This is a genomic window from Lelliottia sp. AC1 (assembly GCF_023278595.1).
GTDB lineage: Bacteria > Pseudomonadota > Gammaproteobacteria > Enterobacterales > Enterobacteriaceae > Enterobacter > Enterobacter nimipressuralis.
Window position 1 is genome coordinate 2,911,085 of the sequence record NZ_CP025699.1, and the last position, 20,613, is coordinate 2,931,697.

At 55.4% G+C, this 20,613-nt stretch carries 17 protein-coding genes; 12 read left to right on the forward strand and 5 right to left on the reverse strand.

Features of this window, described 5'->3' with window-relative positions; all coding sequences use genetic code 11:
- The first annotated feature begins 178 nt into the window (after positions 1 to 178).
- Positions 179 to 1,036 carry a deoxyribonuclease IV gene (gene nfo, locus C0560_RS13820; RefSeq protein WP_248858764.1) on the forward strand — a complete coding sequence of 286 codons (858 nt, stop codon included), beginning with the start codon at positions 179 to 181 and terminating at the stop codon, positions 1,034 to 1,036.
- 75 nt (positions 1,037 to 1,111) lie between these two features.
- On the opposite strand, the gene fruA is transcribed toward nfo, so the two are convergent.
- From fruA to fruB, 3 genes are read right to left on the reverse strand one after another with little or no spacing between them, the layout of a single operon-like run.
- Positions 1,112 to 2,803, reverse strand: a complete 1,692-nt coding sequence (gene fruA, locus C0560_RS13825; protein WP_102104868.1) for a PTS fructose transporter subunit IIBC — start codon at positions 2,801 to 2,803, stop codon at positions 1,112 to 1,114.
- Positions 2,804 to 2,819: 16 nt separating this feature from the next.
- Positions 2,820 to 3,758, reverse strand: coding sequence for a 1-phosphofructokinase (gene fruK / locus C0560_RS13830; protein WP_100779512.1), 939 nt, complete (start codon positions 3,756 to 3,758; stop codon positions 2,820 to 2,822).
- A complete protein-coding gene (fruB, locus tag C0560_RS13835; protein ID WP_248858765.1) occupies positions 3,758 to 4,888 on the reverse strand; it encodes a fused PTS fructose transporter subunit IIA/HPr protein in 1,131 nt (376 codons plus the stop codon). Before fruB ends, fruK begins: the two co-directional genes overlap by 1 nt.
- A 352-nt stretch (positions 4,889 to 5,240) precedes the next feature.
- Between fruB and setB the strand changes: the two genes are divergently transcribed.
- Positions 5,241 to 6,422 (forward strand): sugar efflux transporter SetB, encoded by a 1,182-nt coding sequence (gene setB / locus C0560_RS13840; protein WP_248858766.1) that lies wholly within the window; start codon positions 5,241 to 5,243, stop codon positions 6,420 to 6,422.
- Here the strand turns inward: setB and C0560_RS13845 are convergent.
- Entirely contained in the window at positions 6,419 to 6,673 is a 255-nt protein-coding gene (locus C0560_RS13845; protein WP_100779509.1) for a YkgJ family cysteine cluster protein, read from the reverse strand. The genes setB and C0560_RS13845 overlap by 4 nt on opposite strands.
- A gap of 165 nt (positions 6,674 to 6,838) precedes the next feature.
- On the opposite strand from C0560_RS13845, the gene yeiP reads away from it, so the two are divergent.
- On the forward strand, positions 6,839 to 7,411 hold the full coding sequence (gene yeiP, locus C0560_RS13850; RefSeq protein WP_095282688.1) for an elongation factor P-like protein YeiP: 573 nt from the start codon (positions 6,839 to 6,841) through the stop codon (positions 7,409 to 7,411).
- 125 nt (positions 7,412 to 7,536) lie between these two features.
- Here the strand turns inward: yeiP and uxuA are convergent, their stop codons facing one another.
- Positions 7,537 to 8,727, reverse strand: coding sequence for a mannonate dehydratase (gene uxuA / locus C0560_RS13855; protein WP_248858767.1), 1,191 nt, complete (start codon positions 8,725 to 8,727; stop codon positions 7,537 to 7,539).
- Positions 8,728 to 8,931: 204 nt separating this feature from the next.
- Here uxuA and C0560_RS13860 point away from each other — a divergent pair, with 204 nt between their 5' ends.
- The 9 genes from C0560_RS13860 to yejF all read left to right on the forward strand — a co-directional run bounded on the left by C0560_RS13860 (position 8,932) and on the right by yejF (position 20,612).
- Positions 8,932 to 10,398, forward strand: coding sequence for a mannitol dehydrogenase family protein (locus C0560_RS13860; RefSeq protein ID WP_248858769.1), 1,467 nt, complete (start codon positions 8,932 to 8,934; stop codon positions 10,396 to 10,398).
- Positions 10,399 to 10,519: 121 nt separating this feature from the next.
- The gene (locus C0560_RS13865) at positions 10,520 to 11,506 is read left to right on the forward strand and encodes a GTP-binding protein (RefSeq protein WP_248858770.1); all 987 of its coding nucleotides are present in this window, start codon (positions 10,520 to 10,522) and stop codon (positions 11,504 to 11,506) included.
- A gap of 33 nt (positions 11,507 to 11,539) precedes the next feature.
- Positions 11,540 to 12,253 carry a phosphatase PAP2 family protein gene (locus tag C0560_RS13870; protein ID WP_248860290.1) on the forward strand — a complete coding sequence of 238 codons (714 nt, stop codon included), beginning with the start codon at positions 11,540 to 11,542 and terminating at the stop codon, positions 12,251 to 12,253.
- A gap of 416 nt (positions 12,254 to 12,669) precedes the next feature.
- A complete protein-coding gene (gene mepS, locus C0560_RS13875; protein ID WP_100779505.1) occupies positions 12,670 to 13,239 on the forward strand; it encodes a bifunctional murein DD-endopeptidase/murein LD-carboxypeptidase in 570 nt (189 codons plus the stop codon).
- Between the two features lie 201 nt (positions 13,240 to 13,440).
- Complete coding sequence (locus tag C0560_RS13880) at positions 13,441 to 14,997, forward strand: cyclic di-GMP phosphodiesterase (protein WP_142503411.1); 1,557 nt, start codon at positions 13,441 to 13,443, stop codon at positions 14,995 to 14,997.
- Between the two features lie 89 nt (positions 14,998 to 15,086).
- Positions 15,087 to 16,892 (forward strand): extracellular solute-binding protein, encoded by a 1,806-nt coding sequence (locus tag C0560_RS13885; protein ID WP_248858771.1) that lies wholly within the window; start codon positions 15,087 to 15,089, stop codon positions 16,890 to 16,892.
- 9 nt (positions 16,893 to 16,901) lie between these two features.
- Positions 16,902 to 17,996 carry a microcin C ABC transporter permease YejB gene (locus C0560_RS13890; RefSeq protein ID WP_248858773.1) on the forward strand — a complete coding sequence of 365 codons (1,095 nt, stop codon included), beginning with the start codon at positions 16,902 to 16,904 and terminating at the stop codon, positions 17,994 to 17,996.
- Positions 17,996 to 19,021, forward strand: a complete 1,026-nt coding sequence (locus C0560_RS13895; protein WP_181826596.1) for an ABC transporter permease — start codon at positions 17,996 to 17,998, stop codon at positions 19,019 to 19,021. The genes C0560_RS13890 and C0560_RS13895 overlap by 1 nt, the downstream gene beginning before the upstream one ends.
- A 1-nt stretch (position 19,022) precedes the next feature.
- The gene (yejF, locus tag C0560_RS13900; protein WP_248858774.1) at positions 19,023 to 20,612 is read left to right on the forward strand and encodes a microcin C ABC transporter ATP-binding protein YejF; all 1,590 of its coding nucleotides are present in this window, start codon (positions 19,023 to 19,025) and stop codon (positions 20,610 to 20,612) included.
- Position 20,613 lies beyond the last annotated feature (1 nt).

A 20,613-nucleotide genomic window follows, 5' to 3' on the forward strand; every position in this document is an offset into this window, starting at 1 on the left:
GCACTGACTACTCTGAGTGCCACTGGACAAGCATTATTTCCTCCGGCAGCAGCTATGCCAAAAGCAAAGGGATATGCAGGCAACGAGGGTCTGGCGGCTACTACGATCTTCTTGTTGGGGGGCGTAAAAAATCTGTTAACCCGCTATCATAAGCGTTTCGGGTTAACAGGAGTCCCTTATGAAATACGTTGGAGCGCACGTGAGCGCAGCAGGTGGTCTTGCGAATGCCGCCATTCGCGCCGCCGAAATCGAGGCGACCGCTTTCGCCCTGTTCACCAAAAATCAGCGCCAGTGGCGCGCTGCGCCGCTCACCACTGAAGTGATTGAAGATTTCAAAGCCGCCTGCGAGAAGTATCACTTCGGGCCGGGCCAGATCCTTCCGCATGACAGTTACCTCATCAACCTGGGCCATCCGGTTCAGGAGGCGCTGGATAAATCGCGCGAGGCGTTTCTGGATGAACTTCAGCGCTGCGAACAGCTTGGCCTGACGCTACTGAACTTCCATCCTGGCAGCCATCTGATGCAAATCGAAGAAGATGCGTGTCTGGCGCGGATCGCCGAATCCATCAATATTGCGCTGGCGCAGACCACCGGTGTCACCGCGGTAATCGAAAACACCGCAGGCCAGGGCAGCAATCTGGGATTCAAGTTTGAGCATCTGGCGACGATTATCGACGGTGTGGAAGATAAATCCCGCGTCGGCGTCTGCATTGATACCTGCCACGCCTTTGCCGCCGGGTATGACCTGCGCACCGTTGAAGAGTGCGAGAAAACCTTCGCAGAGTTTGAACGTATTGTCGGCTTTAAGTATCTGCGCGGCATGCATTTGAACGATGCCAAAAGCGCGTTCGGCAGCCGCGTCGACCGCCATCACAGTTTGGGTGAGGGCAATATCGGCCACGACGCGTTCCGCTTTATCATGCAGGACGCCCGCTTTGACGGCATCCCTATGGTGCTGGAAACGGTGAATCCGGATATCTGGGCGGAAGAGATCGCCTGGCTGAAAGCACAGCAAACGGCTGAACAAGCCGCATAAAAAAAGCCGGGTCGCGTAAGCACCCGGCTTTTTACTTTGTCGGTCGGGGAAGCTAAGCGCCACCCGACAAGACATTTACGCTACTTTCGCAACCACTTCTGCTTCCGGGCGTTTCAGCACCGCGTAAGACAGACCCGCCACCAGCGTACCGGCGATAATCGCGAACAGATAACCCAGAACCGGGGTAATCGCGCCAGGAATCAGCAGAACAAACAGACCGCCGTGCGGCGCCATCAGTTTCGCGCCAATCGCCATGGAGATCGCACCGGTTACCGCGCCGCCTGCGATACAGCAAGGCAGAACACGCATCGGATCACGCGCCGCGAACGGAATCGCACCTTCGGTAATGAAGCACAGTCCCAGTACCAGCGCCGCTTTACCGCCCTCTTGCTGCGCCTTATCGAACTTACGGCGTGCAATAATGGTCGCCAGACCCAGCGCCAGCGGTGGCACCATACCGGCAGCCATGATAGCGGCCATCGGGGCATACGTCTGAGTACTCAGCAGGCCGACACCAAACGCGTAAGCCGCTTTGTTGACCGGACCACCCATATCAGTACACATCATGCCGCCAAGGATTGCGCCCAGCAGTACCGCGTTCGCCGTACCCATGGTTTGCAGCCAGTGGGTCAGACCTTCCAGGATACCCGCAACCGGCTTACCAATGAGGTAAATCATACCCAGGCCAACCACCAGGCTTGAGATCAGTGGAATGATCAGGATCGGTTTCAGTGCTTCCATACTTTGCGGCAGCTTCAGCTTCGAGCTGATGGCCTTCGCGACGTAACCGGCCAGGAAACCGGCGATGATACCGCCGATAAAGCCCGAGCCAGTGCTCACAGCCAGCATACCGCCGATAAGACCCGGCGTCAGGCCCGGACGGTCAGCGATGGAGAACGCAATATAACCCGCCAGAACAGGCACCATCAGCGCGAACGCCGAGCCACCACCAATCTGCATCAACGCCGCCGCCAGCGTACCCGGCTCTTTAAAGGCTTCGATACCGAAAGCGAAGGAGAGTGCGATACACAGACCACCCGCAACCACCATCGGCAGCATGTAAGACACGCCGGTCAGCAGGTGACGATAAGCGCCCGCAGACTCTTTTTTGCCTTCGCTGGCGGAGGACTCTGATTTGCCCGTTGGCTGATAAGGTTTCGCTTCAGCCAGTGCTTTATCAAATTCCTGCGCCGTTTTCTTCAGCGCCAGGCCGGTAGAGGTGCGATACATCGGCTTACCGGCGAATTTCGCCAGGTCAACTTCGATATCTGCCGCCACCATGACCAGATCCGCTTCCGCCACCTCTTCCGGGGTGATCGCATTGCCTGCGCCCACGGAACCACGGGTTTCGACCTTCACCCACCAGCCGCGTTTTTTCGCTTCGGTTTCGATGGCTTCAGCCGCCATAAAGGTGTGCGCCACGCCCGTCGGGCAGGCAGTAATCGCCACGATGCGTTTCGGGCCGGTTGCCGTCGCCACTGCTGCGGTAGCAACAGGTGCGCTGTAAACCGTTGCGTGGCCTTTCGCTTCGCTCAGGAACAGTTCGGGATGTGCCACCGCGCGATTGATATCGCCCAGCCACACTTTTTTGCCGTTCAGCGCACTGTCAGCCGGGACTTTATCACCCAGAACAATCGCCAGTTCGGCGTCATTTGGGTTGTCGACGAGTTCAACATGCGCTTTGTGTGCCGCCGCGCCCAGCAAGGTCTTCGCCATATAGGCGCGAGCTTGTCCAAGACCGGAATCAATGATCAGCAGCGTTTTCATTATGCCTCTCCTGCTGTTAGTTAAAAGGTTTTAAGTCAACGCGCGCCATCATCGCGGCCAACTGGGTACGTTCGGTAATTCCAACATTGCTCTGACTCACGGCCAGGGCGGCAACAGCGGTAGCAAGACGTAAAGTATGCTCACTGGATTCACGCATCAGCAGGCCGTAGATCAGACCGCCCACCATTGAATCCCCGGCACCTACGGTGCTGACCACTTCCACCGACGGTGGCTTGGCGATCCATTCGCCAGACGCGTTAACCCACAGCGCGCCTTCTGCACCCAGCGAAATCACCACGTGAGCGATACCCTGTTCACGCAGCGCATGGGCCGCTTCAATCACATCTTTCAATTCTGGCAGCTTACGGCCGGCCCAGATCTCCAGTTCGCGGCGATTTGGTTTCACCAGCCACGGAGAGGCTTTCAGACCCGCCACCAGCGCTTCACGGCTGCTGTCGAAAATAATGCACGGGCACTGGCTACGCAGACGCAGCATCCAGTCGGTGAAGGCTTCCGGGCTGACGCCTGACGGCAGACTGCCGCTGACGCAGACCATGTCGAACTGACCCAGCCAGCTCAGGGAGTCATTCACGAAACGCTCCCAGTCCGCGCCGGTGACTTCAAAACCGGAGAAGTTCAGGTCGGTAACTTCACCGTCTTTTTCCGTCAGCTTGACGTTAATACGGGTACGGCCCTGAACGACCTGGAAACGGTTGGCGATGCCCAGCTCGCTGAACAGCTGCTGAAAACCGTCCTGGTTGTCTTTCCCAAGGAAACCGCCCACGGTCACGTCAATGCCTAAGTCTTTCAGCACTTTCGCAACGTTGATGCCTTTACCGGCTGCGTGCAGGCCGGTGGTGCGCACGAGGTTGACCTCACCGCGTTCAATTTCAGGGCAAAAACCGACGAGATCGTAAGCCGGGTTCAGCGTAATAGTGGCGACACGTCTGCTCATTATGCGCCCTCCCCCAGACCTGCCGCGATGGCTTCGCCAATCGCTTTCAGCGCCTGTTCAGCATCCGCACCCTGAGCGGTAAAGCGCAGGCGGTGGCCTTTTTTCACACCCAGCGCGACGACTTTCATCAGGCTGCGGCCATTGGCGGGTTTGCCGGACCCATCGAGGTTGGTCACGGTAATATCACTTTCGAATTGCTTGATGGTATTGACCAGCAGAGTGCCAGGACGGGCGTGCAGGCCATGTTCGTTACGCACCACAAACTCAGCGCTCAGCAGGTCGTCGGTCAATGCGTCATCACTGGTCAGCAGCGCCAGCAACGTGGCGGCATCCGCTTTCAGCAAATGTTCAGCTTTGTTGTTCAGCAACAGATCGCTCAGACGCTTCAGCACGGCAACTGGCTGTTCATCGGCCATCGCAACAGTGACCAGCAGAGCGGCATGTTCACCATCGGCTTCAAATGCGCTCGCGGCACGGCTTACAGCAATCGCGCTGCGCAGGTTACCTTCCGCACTGTCGTTCAGCCAGACGCCCTGACCCAGGTTCAGCGGCTTATCATTAATCACGCGGGCAACGAAGGCGGTGTCAACTGCACCCGCCTCTTTCAGACGACCGGCGTTCAGCGCCTGCAGGGTCACCAGATCGGCGGCCACCACGTCCAGCGTCAGCGTGTCGTTATCCAGCTTCAGCGCGTCGCTCTGTTTTTCACCCATCAGCAGCGCACGCAGCTCTTCTGCGGTGGTGGCAGATTGCAGCTGTTCAGCCACGGAGTCATCGCTCAGCACGTGCGTCAGCTGACGCAGCAGGCCCAGGTGCTCATCGCTGCTGGCGGCAATCCCGATGGCGACGTAAGCCACCTGCCCTTCGCCCCACAAAATCCCCTGCGGGAACTGATAAACCTGAACCCCGGTTTTCAGCACCTGGTCGCGGGTATCCGTTGTACCGTGCGGAATGGCAATGCCATTGCCGAGGAAGGTGGAGGTTTGCTGTTCACGCGCCAGCATGCCGTCTACATAGCCGTCCGCCACGTTGCCTGCCTCCACGAGGGCAGCGGCAATCTTGCGAATGGCCTCTTCTTTATTACCGGCCTGTTCGCCCGGATGAATATCTTGCACTGATAACTGGAACATAGTTCTCCTCTCTCGCTGAATTGAATCGTTTCAGCCTTAATGAGAAAAAATGCGCTAACCTGCTCCGTCAGTTAAAACAAGATAGCGCTGAAACGTTTCAAGAAGTCTTGCGCTTAATGTTCAGCCTTGCAAGAAAAGTCGTGTTTTCTGTTTCAGAATTTAGAAGTGCAGCACATTTCTCCCACATTTGCTGACGTGACAAGCACGTACATCCTTCAGCTTCAGCACACTTCAGCCACAATGATTTTGAAATGCCATTTTGATTTTTCGTGGGGAATTTGACCGCACCACCTGTTTATTTTCTGACAAGCGGCGTAAACTCCGCGACTCTTCACATTACCGATAGCGAACCATGCACAACTCCCCCGCTGCCGCCTCACCAAAACCCTTTGATTTGACGTCATCGGCGTTTTTGATTGTTGCCTTTCTCACCGGTATCGCCGGTGCGTTACAGACGCCAACGCTGAGCCTGTTCCTGACCAACGAAGTTCATGCCCGTCCGGCGATGGTTGGCTTCTTCTTTACCGGCAGTGCCATCATCGGCATTCTCGTCAGCCAGTTTCTGGCAGGCCGCTCCGACCGAAAAGGCGATCGCAAAAGCCTGATTGTTTTCTGCTGCCTGCTCGGCGTGTTTGCCTGCGTGCTGTTCGCCTGGAACCGCAACTATTTTATCCTGCTGTTTGTCGGCGTGTTCTTGAGTAGCTTTGGTTCCACCGCGAACCCGCAGATGTTTGCCCTTGCACGGGAACACGCGGATCACACGGGGCGCGAAGCGGTGATGTTCAGCTCGATACTGCGCGCCCAGGTGTCGCTGGCGTGGGTAATCGGCCCGCCGCTGGCTTACGCGCTGGCGATGGGCTTTGGTTTCACGGTGATGTATCTGAGCGCCGCCGTGGCGTTTGTCGTGTGCGGGATCATGGTCTGGTTTTTCCTGCCCACCATGCGCAAAGAGCCAAAACTGTCGACCGGCACGCTGGAAGCGCCGCGTCGCAACCGCCGCGATACCCTTCTTCTGTTTATTGTCTGCACGCTGATGTGGGGCACCAACAGCCTCTATATCATCAATATGCCGCTGTTTATTATTGACGAGCTGCATCTGCCAGAAAAACTGGCAGGCATCATGATGGGTACAGCGGCAGGCCTGGAAATCCCGACAATGCTGATCGCCGGTTATTACGCGAAGCGTTTCGGAAAGCGTTTTTTGATGCGGATTGCGGCCGTAGCCGGTTTGCTGTTTTACATCGTAATGCTGACAGTGCACACCCCGGCGTTGCTGCTGGCGTTGCAGCTCCTGAACGCCATCTATATTGGCATTCTCGCGGGGATCGGCATGCTCTACTTCCAGGATTTAATGCCTGGCCAGGCAGGGGCAGCGACGACACTTTATACTAATACCACCCGCGTGGGCTGGATCATTGCGGGCTCGCTGGCAGGGGTTGTGGCGGAAATCTGGAGTTATCACACGGTGTTCTGGATTGCGCTAGTGATGTGCATCATTACCACCGGCTGCCTGACGCGAATTAAAGATGTCTAGGGCGCGGTGAGCGCTTCCAGCTCAATCAAATAAATCATCGCCTGCTCGCGCGTGCTGCCGCACATCTCTTTTAATGGCTGAAGCGCACCACAGACTTTCGGGCGCAGCGGCGAGCCAAAGATATTGCACAGATTGGTGTCAGAAAGCTGAACGCAGCGGGTGTTGGCAGGCTTGCCCTCTGGCATGCCTGGGATCGGGCTTGAGATGGACGGCGCGGTGCAGCACGCGCCACAGTCTGGACGACAATCCATAAACCCTCTCTGTCAGTGGCGGATGCCCGTATGGTCGGGCGTGGCGCGCACAGTAACACCTTTTGTGTATTGATAGCAAAAGCCACTAATTCCGCTTGCCTGAAAGGCTGCGCGCGAGTAATTTGGCGCGATATTTTTTACCTCCCAGTAGACAGGATTATTGCAATGCCAAGAGCGAACGAAATTAAGAAAGGTATGGTACTGAACTACAACAGCAAACTGCTGATTGTGAAAGATATCGATGTTCAGTCCCCAAGCGCCCGTGGCGCAGCCACACTGTACAAAATGCGCTTTGCCGATGTGCGTACCGGTCTGAAAGTCGAAGAGCGTTTTAAAGGCGACGATATCGTTGATACCGTGACCCTGACCCGCCGTTTCGTTGATTTCTCCTACATTGACGGCAACGAATACGTGTTCATGGATAAAGAAGACTACACGCCGTATATCTTTACCAAAGACCAGATTGAAGACGAGCTGCAGTTTATTCCTGAAGGCGGTATGCCGGATATGCAGGTTCTGACCTGGGATGGCCAGCTGCTGGCACTCGAACTGCCGCAGACCGTGGATCTCGAAATCGTGGAAACGTCACCGGGCATTAAAGGGGCCTCTGCCAGCGCACGTAACAAACCTGCGACGCTGACTACGGGTCTGGTAGTACAGGTTCCGGAATATCTGTCTGCTGGCGAGAAGATCCGCATCCATATCGAAGAAAAACGTTATATGGGTCGTGCTGACTAATAGTGTTTTGCCGGATGGCGGCTTCGTCTTATCCGGCTCACATAAAAAACGCATAAAAAAACCGGCGAATTCGCCGGTTTTTTTGTAGGCCCGATCAGCGTAGCGCCGCCGGGCATTAATGCCAGTTACAACAGTTCAGGGTACTTCGTCATCTTCAGCGCCAGCTCCACGCCGCGCACTTCCGCCATGCCTTTCAGGCGACCAATCGCCGAATAACCTGGGTTGGTTTTCTTACGCAGATCGTCCAGCATCTGATGTCCGTGGTCTGGACGGAACGGAATCGGACGCAAATCACCTGCTTTCTTACGACGCTGCTCTTCACCCAGAATCGCATCAACCACCGCCACCATATTCACGTCACCGCCGAGATGCGCCGCTTCGTGGAAGGTTTTCGGGTTATCTTCGCGACAGGTCGCGCGTAAGTGAGTGAAGTGAATGCGGTCGCCGAAGGTTTCAATCATGCGTACCAGATCGTTATCCGCGCGTACGCCGTAAGAACCGGTGCACATGGTGAAACCATTGTTAATGCTGTCGACGGTCTCTTTCAGCCATTGCATATCTTCAATGGTCGAGACGATGCGCGGCAGGCCGAGGATTGGGCGCGGTGGATCGTCCGGATGAACCGCCAGGCGTAAACCGCAGGCTTCCGCCACCGGCACAATCGCGCGCAGGAAGTAGGCCATGTTTTCGCGCAGCTGATTTTTGTCGATGTCGCCGTATTCCGCCAGACGTGCGCGGAACTGATCCAGCGTGTAACCCTCTTCCGCACCCGGCAGGCCGGCAATGATATTGCGGGTCAGCTTCTCAATATCCGCTTCCGTCGCCTCGTTAAACCATTTCAGCGCCTGCTGCTGCTCTTCGGCGGAATAGTCCGCGTCGGCGCCCGGACGCTTGAGGATGTGCAGCTCAAAAGCGGCAAAAGCAATCTGGTCGAAACGCAGGGCTTTAGAGCCGTCTGGCATCTGGTACTCAAGGTCGGTACGCGTCCAGTCCAGAATAGGCATAAAGTTGTAGCACACGGTATCAATACCGCAGGCCGCCAGATTGCGGATGCTTTGCTGATAGTTGGCAATCCAGGTGTCAAACTCGCCGGAATGGGTTTTGATGTCTTCGTGCACCGGGATACTTTCAACGACTGACCAGGTCAGCCCTTTTTCCGCCAGCACAGACTGGCGTTTTTTAATCTCTTCCAGCGGCCAGACCTGACCGTTCGGAATATGGTGCAGTGCCGTGACAACACCCGTTGCGCCAGCCTGACGCACATCATCAAGAGAAACCGGATCATTCGGCCCGTACCAACGCCAGGTTTGTTCCATTGCCTCACCCTCTAAAGTTGTTATACCAATATAATTGTTGCAATGACGACTACCATACATGTTTGTTTCAGACGGTCAATACAGGCGGCAGCATTGATTGATCAAACTCACAGAATCTGGATATTTACGGCTTACCAATTCAATTTGCTGTCATATAACTTTACACTGCCATTGTTAATTAATGGTTAATCAGGTGTGTATTTCATGAAGACAATTGCCTCCACCGCGCTCCCTTCTCATGTGCAACTGCCGCAGTTCGATCGTCAGCAGCTGCGCTCCCGCATCGTTCATTTCGGTTTTGGTGCCTTCCATCGCGCGCATCAGGCGTTGTTAACAAACCGCGTGCTTAACGCCAAAGGGGGCGACTGGGGGATCTGTGAAATTAGCCTGTTCAGCGGCGATACGCTGATGAGCCAGCTGCGCGCCCAGGATCATCTGTTTACGGTGCTGGAGAAAGGGGCCGAGGGTAATCAGCCGATTATCGTCGGGGCAGTGCATGAGTGCCTCAATGCCAAACTCGATTCGCTGGCAGCCATTATTGAAAAGTTCTGCGAGCCGCAGGTGGCGATTGTGTCGCTCACCATCACCGAAAAAGGCTATTGCATCGATCCGGCGACGGGCCGACTGGATACGCAGAATGCGCGCATCGTTCAAGATCTGGAAAATCCGTCTGAGCCGCACTCGGCGCCGGGAATTCTGGTCGAAGCCTTATACCGTCGCCACGCGCGCGGGCTGGCACCCTTTACCGTGCTCTCCTGCGACAATATTCCGGACAACGGTCATGTCGTGAAAAACGCGGTGCTGGGAATGGCGGAGAAACGCTCGCCAGAGCTTGCCGCCTGGATTGCTGAGCACGTCAGTTTCCCCGGTACCATGGTTGACCGCATTGTTCCTGCCGCCACCGAGGCATCGCTCGCCGAAATCACCCAGGAACTCGGCGTGGAAGACCCTTGCGCCATCAGCTGCGAGCCGTTTATCCAGTGGGTGGTGGAAGATAACTTCGTTGCCGGTCGTCCGGAGTGGGAACTGGCGGGCGTGCAGATGGTGCAGGACGTTTTACCCTGGGAACAGATGAAGCTACGTATGCTTAACGGCAGCCACTCCTTCCTGGCGTATCTCGGCTATCTTGCCGGTTATGCTCACATTAATGAGTGCATGGAGGACGACGCGTTCCGCGAAGCCGCGCGCCGCCTGATGCTGGATGAACAGGCACCCACTCTGCGGATTACTGACGTTGACCTGACGGGTTATGCCGACAGCCTGATCGACCGCTTTGCCAATCCAGCTCTGCAGCATCGCACCTGGCAGATCGCGATGGATGGCAGCCAGAAATTGCCTCAGCGTATGCTTGAGGGCGTACGCGTTCATTTAGCACGTGAGAGCGCCTGGCCGCTGCTGGCGCTGGGTATCGCGGGCTGGATGCGCTACGTCAGCGGTATGGATGATAATGGCAACGCCATTGATATTCGCGATCCTCTCAGCGATAAAATACGTGCACTCGTAGAAACCAGTAGCGAAGAGGAGCGCGTCAACGCCCTGCTGACGCTGGGTGAAATTTTTGGCACCGATCTGCCCCAGCATCCGCAGTTCGTCGAGGCCATTCGTCAGGCGTATCAACGTATTGCTCAGCACGGGGCGCGCCAGGCTGTGATTGACGCCGTGATGATTTAACCGATCATGCGCTTAAAGCGGACGGGGGACACTCCGTTCGCTCCTGCCCTTCCCAATACTCTCTTTTTTCGCCAGGATAATATTCATTGTTCGTGCATGATGATTATCTCCTGGAGTTCACGTGACCAAAACTAACCTGGTAACCGGCTTTCTCGGCAGCGGTAAAACCACCTCAATCCTTCATCTGCTGGCTAATAAAGATCCGGCGGAGAAATGGGCCATACTGGTTAACGAATTCGGCGAGATTGGGATTGACGGCGCACTGCTGGCTGACTCTGGCGCGTTGGTCAAAGAGATCCCCGGCGGATGCATGTGCTGCGTCAACGGCTTGCCGATGCAGGTCGGTCTCAACACCCTGCTGCGTCAGGGCAAACCGGACCGCTTGATCATTGAGCCGACCGGTTTAGGCCATCCCAAACAAATTCTCGATCTGCTTACCGCTCCGGTGTATGAGCCCTGGATCGATCTGCGTGCGACGCTGTGTATCCTCGACCCACGCCAGCTACTGGACGAGAAAGTAGTACGCAATGAAAACTTCCGCGACCAGTTGGCTGCCGCCGATGTCATTGTGGCGAATAAAGAGGATCGCGCATCCCAGAAGAGCCGTGACGCCTTTGACTTCTGGTGGCAGAATTTTGGTCACGATCGCCAGTTCGTGCTGGCCACCCAGGGGAAAATTGATAATGCCCTGCTCGACCTGCCGCGTCGGAATTTGACCGAACTGCCTGCCAGTGCCGCGCACTCACACGCGCATGTGGCGCAAAAAGGGCTGGCAGCCCTGAGCCTGCCGAAACATCAGCGCTGGCGTCGCAGCCTCAACAGCGGGCAGGGTTATCAGGCCTGTGGCTGGATTTTTGATGCCGATACCTGCTTTGACACCATTGGCATTCTGGAATGGGCACGCCTCGCGCCGGTGGATCGCGTGAAAGGCGTGATGCGCACACCGGATGGGCTGGTGCGCATTAACCGTCAGGGCGCCGATTTTTTCATTGAAACGCAAAATGTCGCCCCGCCCGACAGCCGAATAGAGTTAATTAGTGCGGTTAATACGGACTGGAACGCACTTCAGGCCAGCTTGTTGAAGCTTCGTTTAAGTTCGAGCCACTAACGTTGCCGGGACTTAACTGCTATGCATATGACGATGATTAAAAAAATCCCCCTGATATTACTGCTTAACGCCGCCGGTCTGGCGCTCTTCTTATCCTGGTATCTGCCAGTGAACCATGGTTTCTGGTTCCCGGTGGATTCCGGTATTTTCCACTTCTTCAATGAACAGCTGGTGAAGAGCAAGGTGATCCTGTGGCTGGTGGCAATCACCAACAATCGCGCCTTCGATGGCTGTTCTCTGCTGGCGATGGGCTGCTTAATGCTCTCATTCTGGCTGAAAGAAGATGCGACAGGACGCCGCCGAATCATCCTGATTGGCCTGGTGATGCTGCTCACCGCCGTGGTGATAAACCAACTGGCGCAAGGGCTGATGCCGGTCAAGCGCTCCAGCCCTTCACTCTTCTTCCCAAATATTCATAGGGTGAGTGAATTACTGAATATCTCGACCAAAGACGCATCGAAAGACAGTTTCCCGGGCGATCACGGAATGATGCTGCTTATTTTTGCCTCTTTCATGCTGCGCTATTTTGGTAAAAAAGCCTTTGCGGTTGCCCTGATTATTGTTGTGGTTTTTGCCTTCCCGCGCGTAATGATCGGCGCTCACTGGCTAACGGATATTGTCGTCGGTTCACTTTCTGCTGTGCTGATTGGTGTACCGTGGGTCTTAATGACACCACTCAGCGACCGTCTGATTTCGCTATTTGATCGCTATCTTCCGGGCAAAATGCAACAAACAGAAAACAAATAACCAACCTAAATTAACATCATCCATCAGGGATCATTTTCGATCCCTGATGTTTTTCCCGCCGCCGCCGCCCTATTCTGTCATCTTCTCGTAATATCATTCATCAGCTAAATGAATGCGTTGCGTGAGTTTTAACCTAAACTGTCGCTATTTTAAGCAATCCCGGTTAATCACTTTCTCTATCACAATTTCTTATAAAAAATCGGATATTTTTGCTCGCATTGACTAAGGCGATCGGGTAATCTCGAACTCGTTTTGCCTCACAGAGATAATTATTCTCAGGGTGAATAAGTTTGTGCGTTAGAGCACAGATTTGACCATAAAGAATTGTCTCATTGTGCGCAGGTATTTAGTCTCGTCACGTTTGGCATTTTTATAACGATATTTATCGTTAAGGACTTCAAGGGAAAATAATCAAAATGGTCAAATCTCAACCGATTTTGAGATATATCTTGCGGGGAATCCCGGCAATAGCAGTTGCGGTACTGCTGTCTGCATGTAGTTCGACAAACACCGCGAAGAATATGCATCCTGAGACGCGTGTTGTGGGCATGGAAGATGCCTCGTCACTGCAAGCCTCTCAGGATGAATTTGAGAACATGGTACGTAATCTGGACGTGAAGTCCCGCATTATGGACCAGTATGCTGACTGGAAAGGCGTGCGCTATCGTCTTGGCGGCAGCACCAAAAAAGGTATCGATTGTTCCGGTTTTGTACAGCGTACATTCCGCGAGCAGTTTGGTTTAGATCTGCCTCGTTCGACTTACGAACAGCAGGAAATGGGTAAATCCATCTCGCGTACAAAATTGCGTACCGGTGATTTGGTTCTGTTCCGTGCAGGTTCTACAGGCCGACACGTGGGTATCTACATCGGCAACGACCAGTTTGTTCATGCCTCCACCAGCAGCGGTGTCACGATTTCCAGCATGAATGAACCCTACTGGAAGAAGCGCTACAACGAAGCGCGCCGTGTACTGAGTCGCAGTTAATCTGTTGTGTTGTTGGTTATCCCTTGGCTGGCAACACAATAAAAAATAAGCACTGCTTCGGCAGTGTTTTTTTTTGCCTGTTTAACCCCGTGCGCTCTGCCTTCACAGATGACTGGTTGCAAAAAACCAGGCTATAGTCTTGTAAATACGTAAGATTAGTCGTCCTGCCGGAATCACGACGATCCAGGAACAATGACGTTTATGCTCACTCGTTTCTTTTCCACCAGCCGCAAAGTTCTGACAGGCAGCATCCTCGCGGGCATTATCGTTGCCCTTCTCTGCGGAATGTTGCAGTTTTTTCTGAGCTATCATAAGCGGGAAGCGAAATTCGATACCCTGATCGTTGACCTTCGGGTCTACATGGAGAGCTACTTCTCTGAGCTGAAAACCTCGATTGATACCCTCCAACCCTTCACGCTGAGCAGTTGCCAGGATGTGAGTGCGGAGCTAACGTCCCGCGCCGCCTTTAGCGTTAACGTGCGCGCATTTTTACTGGTCCGCGATAACACCGCATTTTGTTCTTCCGCCACCGGGCCAATGCGTGTCACGATGAAGGAGCTGATACCCGATCTGGATACCTCCAAATCCGTTGATATGGCGCTGCTGCCCGGCACGCCAATGCTGCCAGACAAGCCCGCTATCGCCATCTGGTATCAGAACCCGCTGGTCAAAGGCGACGGGGTATTTACGTCAATCAACATCAATTTAACGCCCTATCTGCTCTATACCTCACGTCAGGATGAGTTTGCCGGTATTGCGGTGATGATTGGCAATAAAGCGTTATCCACCTTCTCGAACCATCTGCTGAACGTCCAGGATATGCATGAAACCGCTATCCGCACCGCTATGCTGAAAACGGTACCGCTCACCATCAAGGTGTATGCGCAGAAGTGGACGCCCTATGAAATTCTGTTCGCCCTGCTCTTCGGCCTGATATGCGGTATTGCGGCGGGAACCCTCTCTTTTTATATTCTCACCATCCGTTTGCATCCCGGGAAAGAGATCCTTTCAGCCATCAAGCACGGTCAGTTCTATGTGGTGTATCAGCCGGTTGTAGATACAAAAGAGCTGAAAATGCAGGGCTGCGAAGTGCTGATGCGCTGGAAACATCCGACGATGGGTGAAATCCCGCCGGATGCCTTTATCAATTTCGCTGAAGCACAAAGGCTGATTGTCCCGCTGACGCTGCATCTGTTCGATCTGATCATCCGCGACGCGGCGCTGCTGCAAACCGTGTTGCCGCCGGGCGCCAAGCTGGGCATTAACATCGCGCCGGGCCATCTGCATTCGGACAGTTTTAAAGATGACATGCGCAACTTCGCGGCGTCGCTGCCGCCAGACCACTTCCAGGTGGTTCTGGAAATTACCGAACGCGACATGATTAATCAGCTCGAAGCGGCCCCGTTATTCGAATGGTTGCATCATGAAGGCTTTGAAATCGCGATAGATGATTTTGGTACTGGCCACAGCGCGCTGATTTATCTGGAGCGGTTCACGATGGATTACCTGAAAATCGATCGCGGTTTTGTGAACGCCATTGGTACGGAAACGGTCACGTCTCCGGTGCTGGATGCCGTGCTGACGCTCGCCCGACGGCTGAACATGGTCACCGTTGCTGAAGGTGTCGAAACGCCGGAGCAGGCCGCCTGGCTGCGCCAGCATGGGGTAAACTACCTTCAGGGCTACTGGATCAGCCGCCCAATGCCGCTGGCACAATTCCTGAAATGGCAGCCCGATTTCGTCAAGGACAGTGAATAATTTCACAATGACCGTTTCGTCACTTATGATTCAGCTACACCAGACGCCTCACTATGGGTGAGCCAGAATAAAAGAGGGATACGCTGCCAATGACTATGCGCTTTGTTTTGCTGTTAATGGCGTTATTCAGCGTGACCTGCCAGGCGCAGAGTATTAAAGAGAGCTACGCGTTCGCCGTGCTCGGCGAGCCGAAGTATGAAGCGAACTTTACCCACTTCGATTACGTCAATCCTGCGGCTCCCAAAGGCGGAACCCTCACCCTCTCCGCCCTCGGGACGTTTGATAACTTTAACCGTTTCGCCCTGCGCGGTGTCGCTGCCGAACGCACCGATGCCCTGTATGACACGCTGTTTGTCACCTCGGACGATGAGCCAGGCAGTTACTACCCGCTGATCGCTGATTCCGCGCGCTACGCGGATGATTTTTCCTGGGCGGAAGTCACCCTCAACCCACGCGCCCGTTTTCACGACGGTTCCCCGGTAAAAGCCAGCGATGTGGCCTTCACCTTTCACAAGTTTATGACTGAAGGGGTGCCGCAGTTCCGCCTGGTATTCAAGGGCGCGACCGTCAAAGCCATCGCCCCGCTGACCGTGCGCATCGAGCTGGCAGAGCCGGGTAAAGAGAGCATGCTGAGTCTTTTCTCACTCCCGGTAATGCCTGAATCGTTCTGGAAAAATCATAAGCTGAGCGACCCGATCGCCACGCCTCCGCTGGCGGGTGGCCCTTACCGCATCACCCACTGGAAGATGGGGCAATATCTGGTCTATTCCCGCGTCAAAGACTACTGGGCGGCTAATTTGCCGGTCAACCGGGGCCGCTGGAATTTCGACACGATTCGCTACGACTACTATCTGGACGACAATGTCGCCTTCGAAGCCTTCAAGGCCGGGGCATTTGACCTGCGTGCAGAAGTCAGCCCGAAAAACTGGGCGACGCGCTATATAGGCAAGAATTTTTCTAACCATTTCATCGTCAAAGACGAGCAAAAAAATGAATCTGCGCAAGATACACGCTGGCTGGCATTTAATATTCAGCGTCCGGTCTTTGCCGACCGGCGCGTGCGTCAGGCCATCATGCTGGCGTTTGACTTTGAATGGATGAACAAGGCGCTGTTTTACGGAGCTTACAGCCGCACCAACAGCTATTTCCAGAATACGGAATACGCAGCCCGCCAGTATCCCGATGCCGCCGAGCTGACCCTGCTTGCGCCGTTGAAAGCTGAAGTGCCGCCGGAAGTTTTCACCAGTATCTTTGAGCCACCAACCTCAAAAGGGGATGGCTACGACCGTGACAACTTGCTTAAAGCCAGCAAACTGCTCGACGACGCGGGCTGGGTGCTTAGAAACCAGAAACGGGTGAATACGCAGACCGGTAACCCCCTCAGCTTTGAGCTGCTGCTCTCCTCCGCCGGTAATAATCAGTGGGTACTACCGTTCCAGCACAATCTGGAGCGTTTGGGCGTCACCGTGGAGATTCGACAGGTCGATAACGCGCAAATCACCAACCGAATGCGCAACCGCGATTACGACATGATGCCGCGCGTCTGGCAGGCACAGCCGTGGCCCAACACCAATCTGCGCATCTCGTGGGCGTCGGAATACATCAACTCGACCTACAACGCGCCGGGCGTTAAAAGCCCGGTCATCGACAACCTGATAAACCAAATCATTGCCGCGCAGGGCGATAAGACGAAGCTGGTCCCTCTGGGCCGTGCGCTCGATCGCGTCCTGACCTGGAACTACTACATGCTGCCGATGTGGTTTATGGGAGAAGATCGACTGGCCTACTGGGACAAATTCTCTCAGCCATCCATTCGCCCGATCTATTCACTGGGGCTAGATAACTGGTGGTATGACGTCAATAAAGCCGCCAAACTGCCCGCTGAACGGCGTTAAGGAATACAGATGGGTGCTTACCTGATTCGCCGTTTACTGCTGATAATCCCCACCCTGTGGGCGATTATCACCATTAACTTTTTCATTGTGCAGATTGCGCCGGGCGGCCCGGTCGATCAGGCCATTGCCGCCATTGAGTTTGGCAACAGCAGCGGCCTACCGGGCGGCGGAGGCGAAGGCCTGCGCGCCAGCCACGCACAAACCGGCACCGGAAATATCAGTGAAAGCAGTTATCGCGGGGGACGCGGATTAGATCCTGAGGTGATCGCTGAGATCACCCACCGCTACGGTTTCGACAAACCCATTCACGAGCGATATTTCAAAATGCTCTGGGACTATATCCGCTTCGATTTCGGCGACAGCCTGTTCCGCAGCGCCTCGGTAATTCAGCTCATCAAAGACAGCCTGCCGGTGTCGATCACCCTCGGATTGTGGGGGACGCTGATTATCTACCTGGTGTCGATTCCGCTTGGGATCCGCAAAGCGGTGCACAACGGCAGCCGTTTCGATATCTGGAGCAGCACCTTCATCATTATCGGGTACGCGATCCCGGCATTTCTGTTCGCCGTGCTGTTGATTGTCTTTTTCGCCGGCGGCAGCTATTTCGACCTCTTCCCCCTGCGTGGGCTGGTGTCAGCTGATTTCAGCTCGCTGCCCTGGTATCAGAAAATCACCGATTATCTCTGGCATATCACCCTGCCGGTGCTGGCGACGGTGATTGGCGGGTTTGCCGCCCTGACGATGCTGACCAAAAACGCCTTTCTGGATGAGATCCGCAAACAGTACGTGGTCACCGCGCGGGCTAAAGGGGTGAGCGAAAAACAGATCATGTGGAAACATGTGTTCCGCAACGCCATGCTGCTGGTTATCGCCGGCTTCCCGGCCACTTTTATCAGCATGTTTTTCACCGGCTCGCTGCTGATTGAGGTGATGTTCTCCCTCAATGGCCTCGGCCTGCTCGGCTATGAAGCCACCGTGTCGCGCGACTATCCCGTGATGTTTGGCACACTCTACATTTTCACCCTGATTGGCCTGCTGCTGAATATTGTCAGCGATATCAGCTATACGCTGGTCGATCCTCGCATTGATTTTGAGGGCCGCTGATGCCGCATTTAAGCCCCGTCAACCAGGCCCGCTGGGCACGTTTTCGCCACAATCGTCGCGGCTACTGGTCGCTGTGGATCTTCGCCGTCCTGTTTATCCTGAGCCTCTGTTCAGAGCTGATTGCCAACGACAAACCGCTGCTGGTGCATTTCAACGATCGCTGGTACATGCCGGTACTCACCAACTACAGCGAAAGTGATTTTGGCGGGCCCTTTGCCACACCGGCTGACTATCAGGACCCGTGGCTGCGCGATCAGCTCGACAACCACGGCTGGGTGTTGTGGGCGCCCATTCGCTTTGGCGCGAACAGTATCAACTTCTCCACCTCTACTCCCTTCCCTTCTGCGCCCTCCGCGCAAAACTGGCTGGGGACGGATGCCAACGGCGGCGATGTGCTGGCACGCATCCTTTACGGCACGCGGATATCCATTCTCTTCGGCCTGATGCTGACGCTGTTTTCGAGCGTAATGGGAGTTGTCGCGGGCGCGGTACAGGGTTATTACGGCGGTAAAATCGATCTCTGGGGCCAGCGTTTTATCGAGGTCTGGTCGGGCATGCCGACGCTGTTTTTGATTATCTTGCTCTCGAGCGTGTTACAGCCCAACTTCTGGTGGCTGCTCGGTATCACTGTGCTGTTTGGCTGGATGGCGCTGGTGGGCGTGGTGCGCGCCGAGTTTTTGCGCACCCGTAACTTTGATTACATTCGTGCGGCGCAGGCGCTGGGGGTGAGCGATCGCAGCATCATTTTCCGCCACATGCTGCCCAACGCGGTGGTCGCGACCCTGACCTTCCTGCCCTTTATTCTGTGCAGTTCGATCACCACCCTCACCTCTCTTGATTTTCTCGGTTTCGGCTTGCCGCTTGGCTCACCGTCTCTGGGCGAGCTGTTGCTGCAGGGGAAAAACAATCTCCAGGCGCCCTGGCTGGGCATTACGGCGTTTCTGTCGGTGGCCATACTGCTCTCGTTACTGATTTTTATTGGCGAAGCGGTCCGCGATGCCTTTGATCCTAATAAGGCGGTATAAGATGACGCAGCCTCTGCTTAGCATCGAAAATCTCTCCATCGCATTCACTCAGCAAGGTGAAACGCGCGAAGTGGTGAGCGATTTATCCCTGCAAATCCAGGCGGGAGAGACGCTGGCGCTGGTGGGCGAATCCGGCTCTGGCAAAAGCGTCTCGGCGCTGTCTGTTCTGCGCCTGCTCCCCTCCCCGCCGGTGGTCTATCCGCAGGGCGATATTCTGTTTCACGGTCAGTCACTGCTTCACGCCGATGAACACACTCTTCGCGGCGTGCGCGGGAACAAAATCGCGATGATCTTCCAGGAGCCGATGGTCTCCCTCAACCCGCTGCATACTCTGGAAAAACAGCTCTACGAGGTGCTTTCCCTGCACCGGGGAATGCGCAAAGAGGCCGCACGCGGCGAGATTCTGGATTGCCTTGAGCGTACCGGGATCCGCAACGCCGCCAGACGCCTGACCGATTTCCCGCATCAGCTGTCGGGCGGTGAGCGCCAGCGTGTGATGATTGCGATGGCGCTGCTGACGCGCCCGGAGCTGCTGATTGCCGATGAGCCGACGACCGCGCTGGATGTCACCGTGCAGGCGCAAATCCTGCAGCTTTTGCGCGAGCTGCGCGAAGAGCTGAATATGAGCCTGCTGTTTATCACTCATAACCTCAGCATCGTGAAGAAACTCGCGGATAACGTGGCGGTGATGCAAAACGGTCGCTGTGTGGAGCAGAACACGGCGACCGCCCTGTTCCACGCGCCGCAGCACCCTTACACCCAGCGTTTGCTCGACAGCGAGCCGTCGGGCGATCCCGTCCCGCTGACCGCGGGCAGCAAACCGCTGCTGAACGTCGAAAACCTGGCCGTCGCGTTCCCGGTGCGTAAAGGCATTTTCCGCCGCGTGGTGGCGGAAAATACGGTGCTGAAGAACGTCAGCTTTTCTCTACGCCCAGGCGAAACGCTGGGGCTGGTGGGGGAATCGGGTTCGGGGAAAAGCACTACCGGTCTGGCGCTGTTACGCCTGATTAATTCTCAGGGGACGATTCTGTTCGACGGCAAACCGTTGCACAACTGGAATCGTCGCCAGATGTTGCCCGTTCGCCCACGGATGCAGGTGGTGTTTCAGGACCCGAACTCGTCTCTCAATCCGCGGCTGAACGTACTGCAAATCATCGAGGAGGGGTTGCGCGTTCATCAGCCTGCGTTGAGCGCCCGTCAGCGGGAAGAGGAAGTGATTCGGGTGATGCAGGAGGTGGGGCTGGATCCGGAAACGCGCTATCGCTACCCGGCGGCTTTTTCCGGTGGTCAACGCCAGCGCATCGCCATCTCAAGAGCCCTGATCCTGAAACCGGAGCTGATCATTCTGGATGAGCCGACCTCGTCCCTGGACCGCACCGTGCAGGCCCAGATTCTGGCGCTATTGAAGGAACTCCAGGAAAAGCATCGCCTGGCCTATATTTTTATCAGCCACGATCTGCGGGTGGTGCGGGCGTTATGCCATCAGGTGATAGTGCTGCGACAGGGAGAGGTGGTCGAGCAAGGGGATTGTCAGCGCGTGTTTGCCGCGCCGACGCATGACTACACGCGTCAGCTGTTAGCGCTGCGCTGAC

Excerpts from the sequence above, each read along its gene's own strand:
- nfo (WP_248858764.1), top strand. The coding sequence starts at position 179 with ATGAAATACGTTGGAGCGCACGTGAGCGCAGCAGGTGGTCTTGCGAAT.
- fruA (WP_102104868.1), bottom strand. The coding sequence starts at position 2,803 with ATGAAAACGCTGCTGATCATTGATTCCGGTCTTGGACAAGCTCGCGCC.
- fruK (WP_100779512.1), bottom strand. The coding sequence starts at position 3,758 with ATGAGCAGACGTGTCGCCACTATTACGCTGAACCCGGCTTACGATCTC.
- fruB (WP_248858765.1), bottom strand. The coding sequence starts at position 4,888 with ATGTTCCAGTTATCAGTGCAAGATATTCATCCGGGCGAACAGGCCGGT.
- setB (WP_248858766.1), top strand. The coding sequence starts at position 5,241 with ATGCACAACTCCCCCGCTGCCGCCTCACCAAAACCCTTTGATTTGACG.
- C0560_RS13845 (WP_100779509.1), bottom strand. The coding sequence starts at position 6,673 with ATGGATTGTCGTCCAGACTGTGGCGCGTGCTGCACCGCGCCGTCCATC.
- yeiP (WP_095282688.1), top strand. The coding sequence starts at position 6,839 with ATGCCAAGAGCGAACGAAATTAAGAAAGGTATGGTACTGAACTACAAC.
- uxuA (WP_248858767.1), bottom strand. The coding sequence starts at position 8,727 with ATGGAACAAACCTGGCGTTGGTACGGGCCGAATGATCCGGTTTCTCTT.
- C0560_RS13860 (WP_248858769.1), top strand. The coding sequence starts at position 8,932 with ATGAAGACAATTGCCTCCACCGCGCTCCCTTCTCATGTGCAACTGCCG.
- C0560_RS13870 (WP_248860290.1), top strand. The coding sequence starts at position 11,540 with ATGATTAAAAAAATCCCCCTGATATTACTGCTTAACGCCGCCGGTCTG.
- mepS (WP_100779505.1), top strand. The coding sequence starts at position 12,670 with ATGGTCAAATCTCAACCGATTTTGAGATATATCTTGCGGGGAATCCCG.
- C0560_RS13880 (WP_142503411.1), top strand. The coding sequence starts at position 13,441 with ATGCTCACTCGTTTCTTTTCCACCAGCCGCAAAGTTCTGACAGGCAGC.
- C0560_RS13885 (WP_248858771.1), top strand. The coding sequence starts at position 15,087 with ATGACTATGCGCTTTGTTTTGCTGTTAATGGCGTTATTCAGCGTGACC.
- C0560_RS13890 (WP_248858773.1), top strand. The coding sequence starts at position 16,902 with ATGGGTGCTTACCTGATTCGCCGTTTACTGCTGATAATCCCCACCCTG.
- C0560_RS13895 (WP_181826596.1), top strand. The coding sequence starts at position 17,996 with ATGCCGCATTTAAGCCCCGTCAACCAGGCCCGCTGGGCACGTTTTCGC.
- yejF (WP_248858774.1), top strand. The coding sequence starts at position 19,023 with ATGACGCAGCCTCTGCTTAGCATCGAAAATCTCTCCATCGCATTCACT.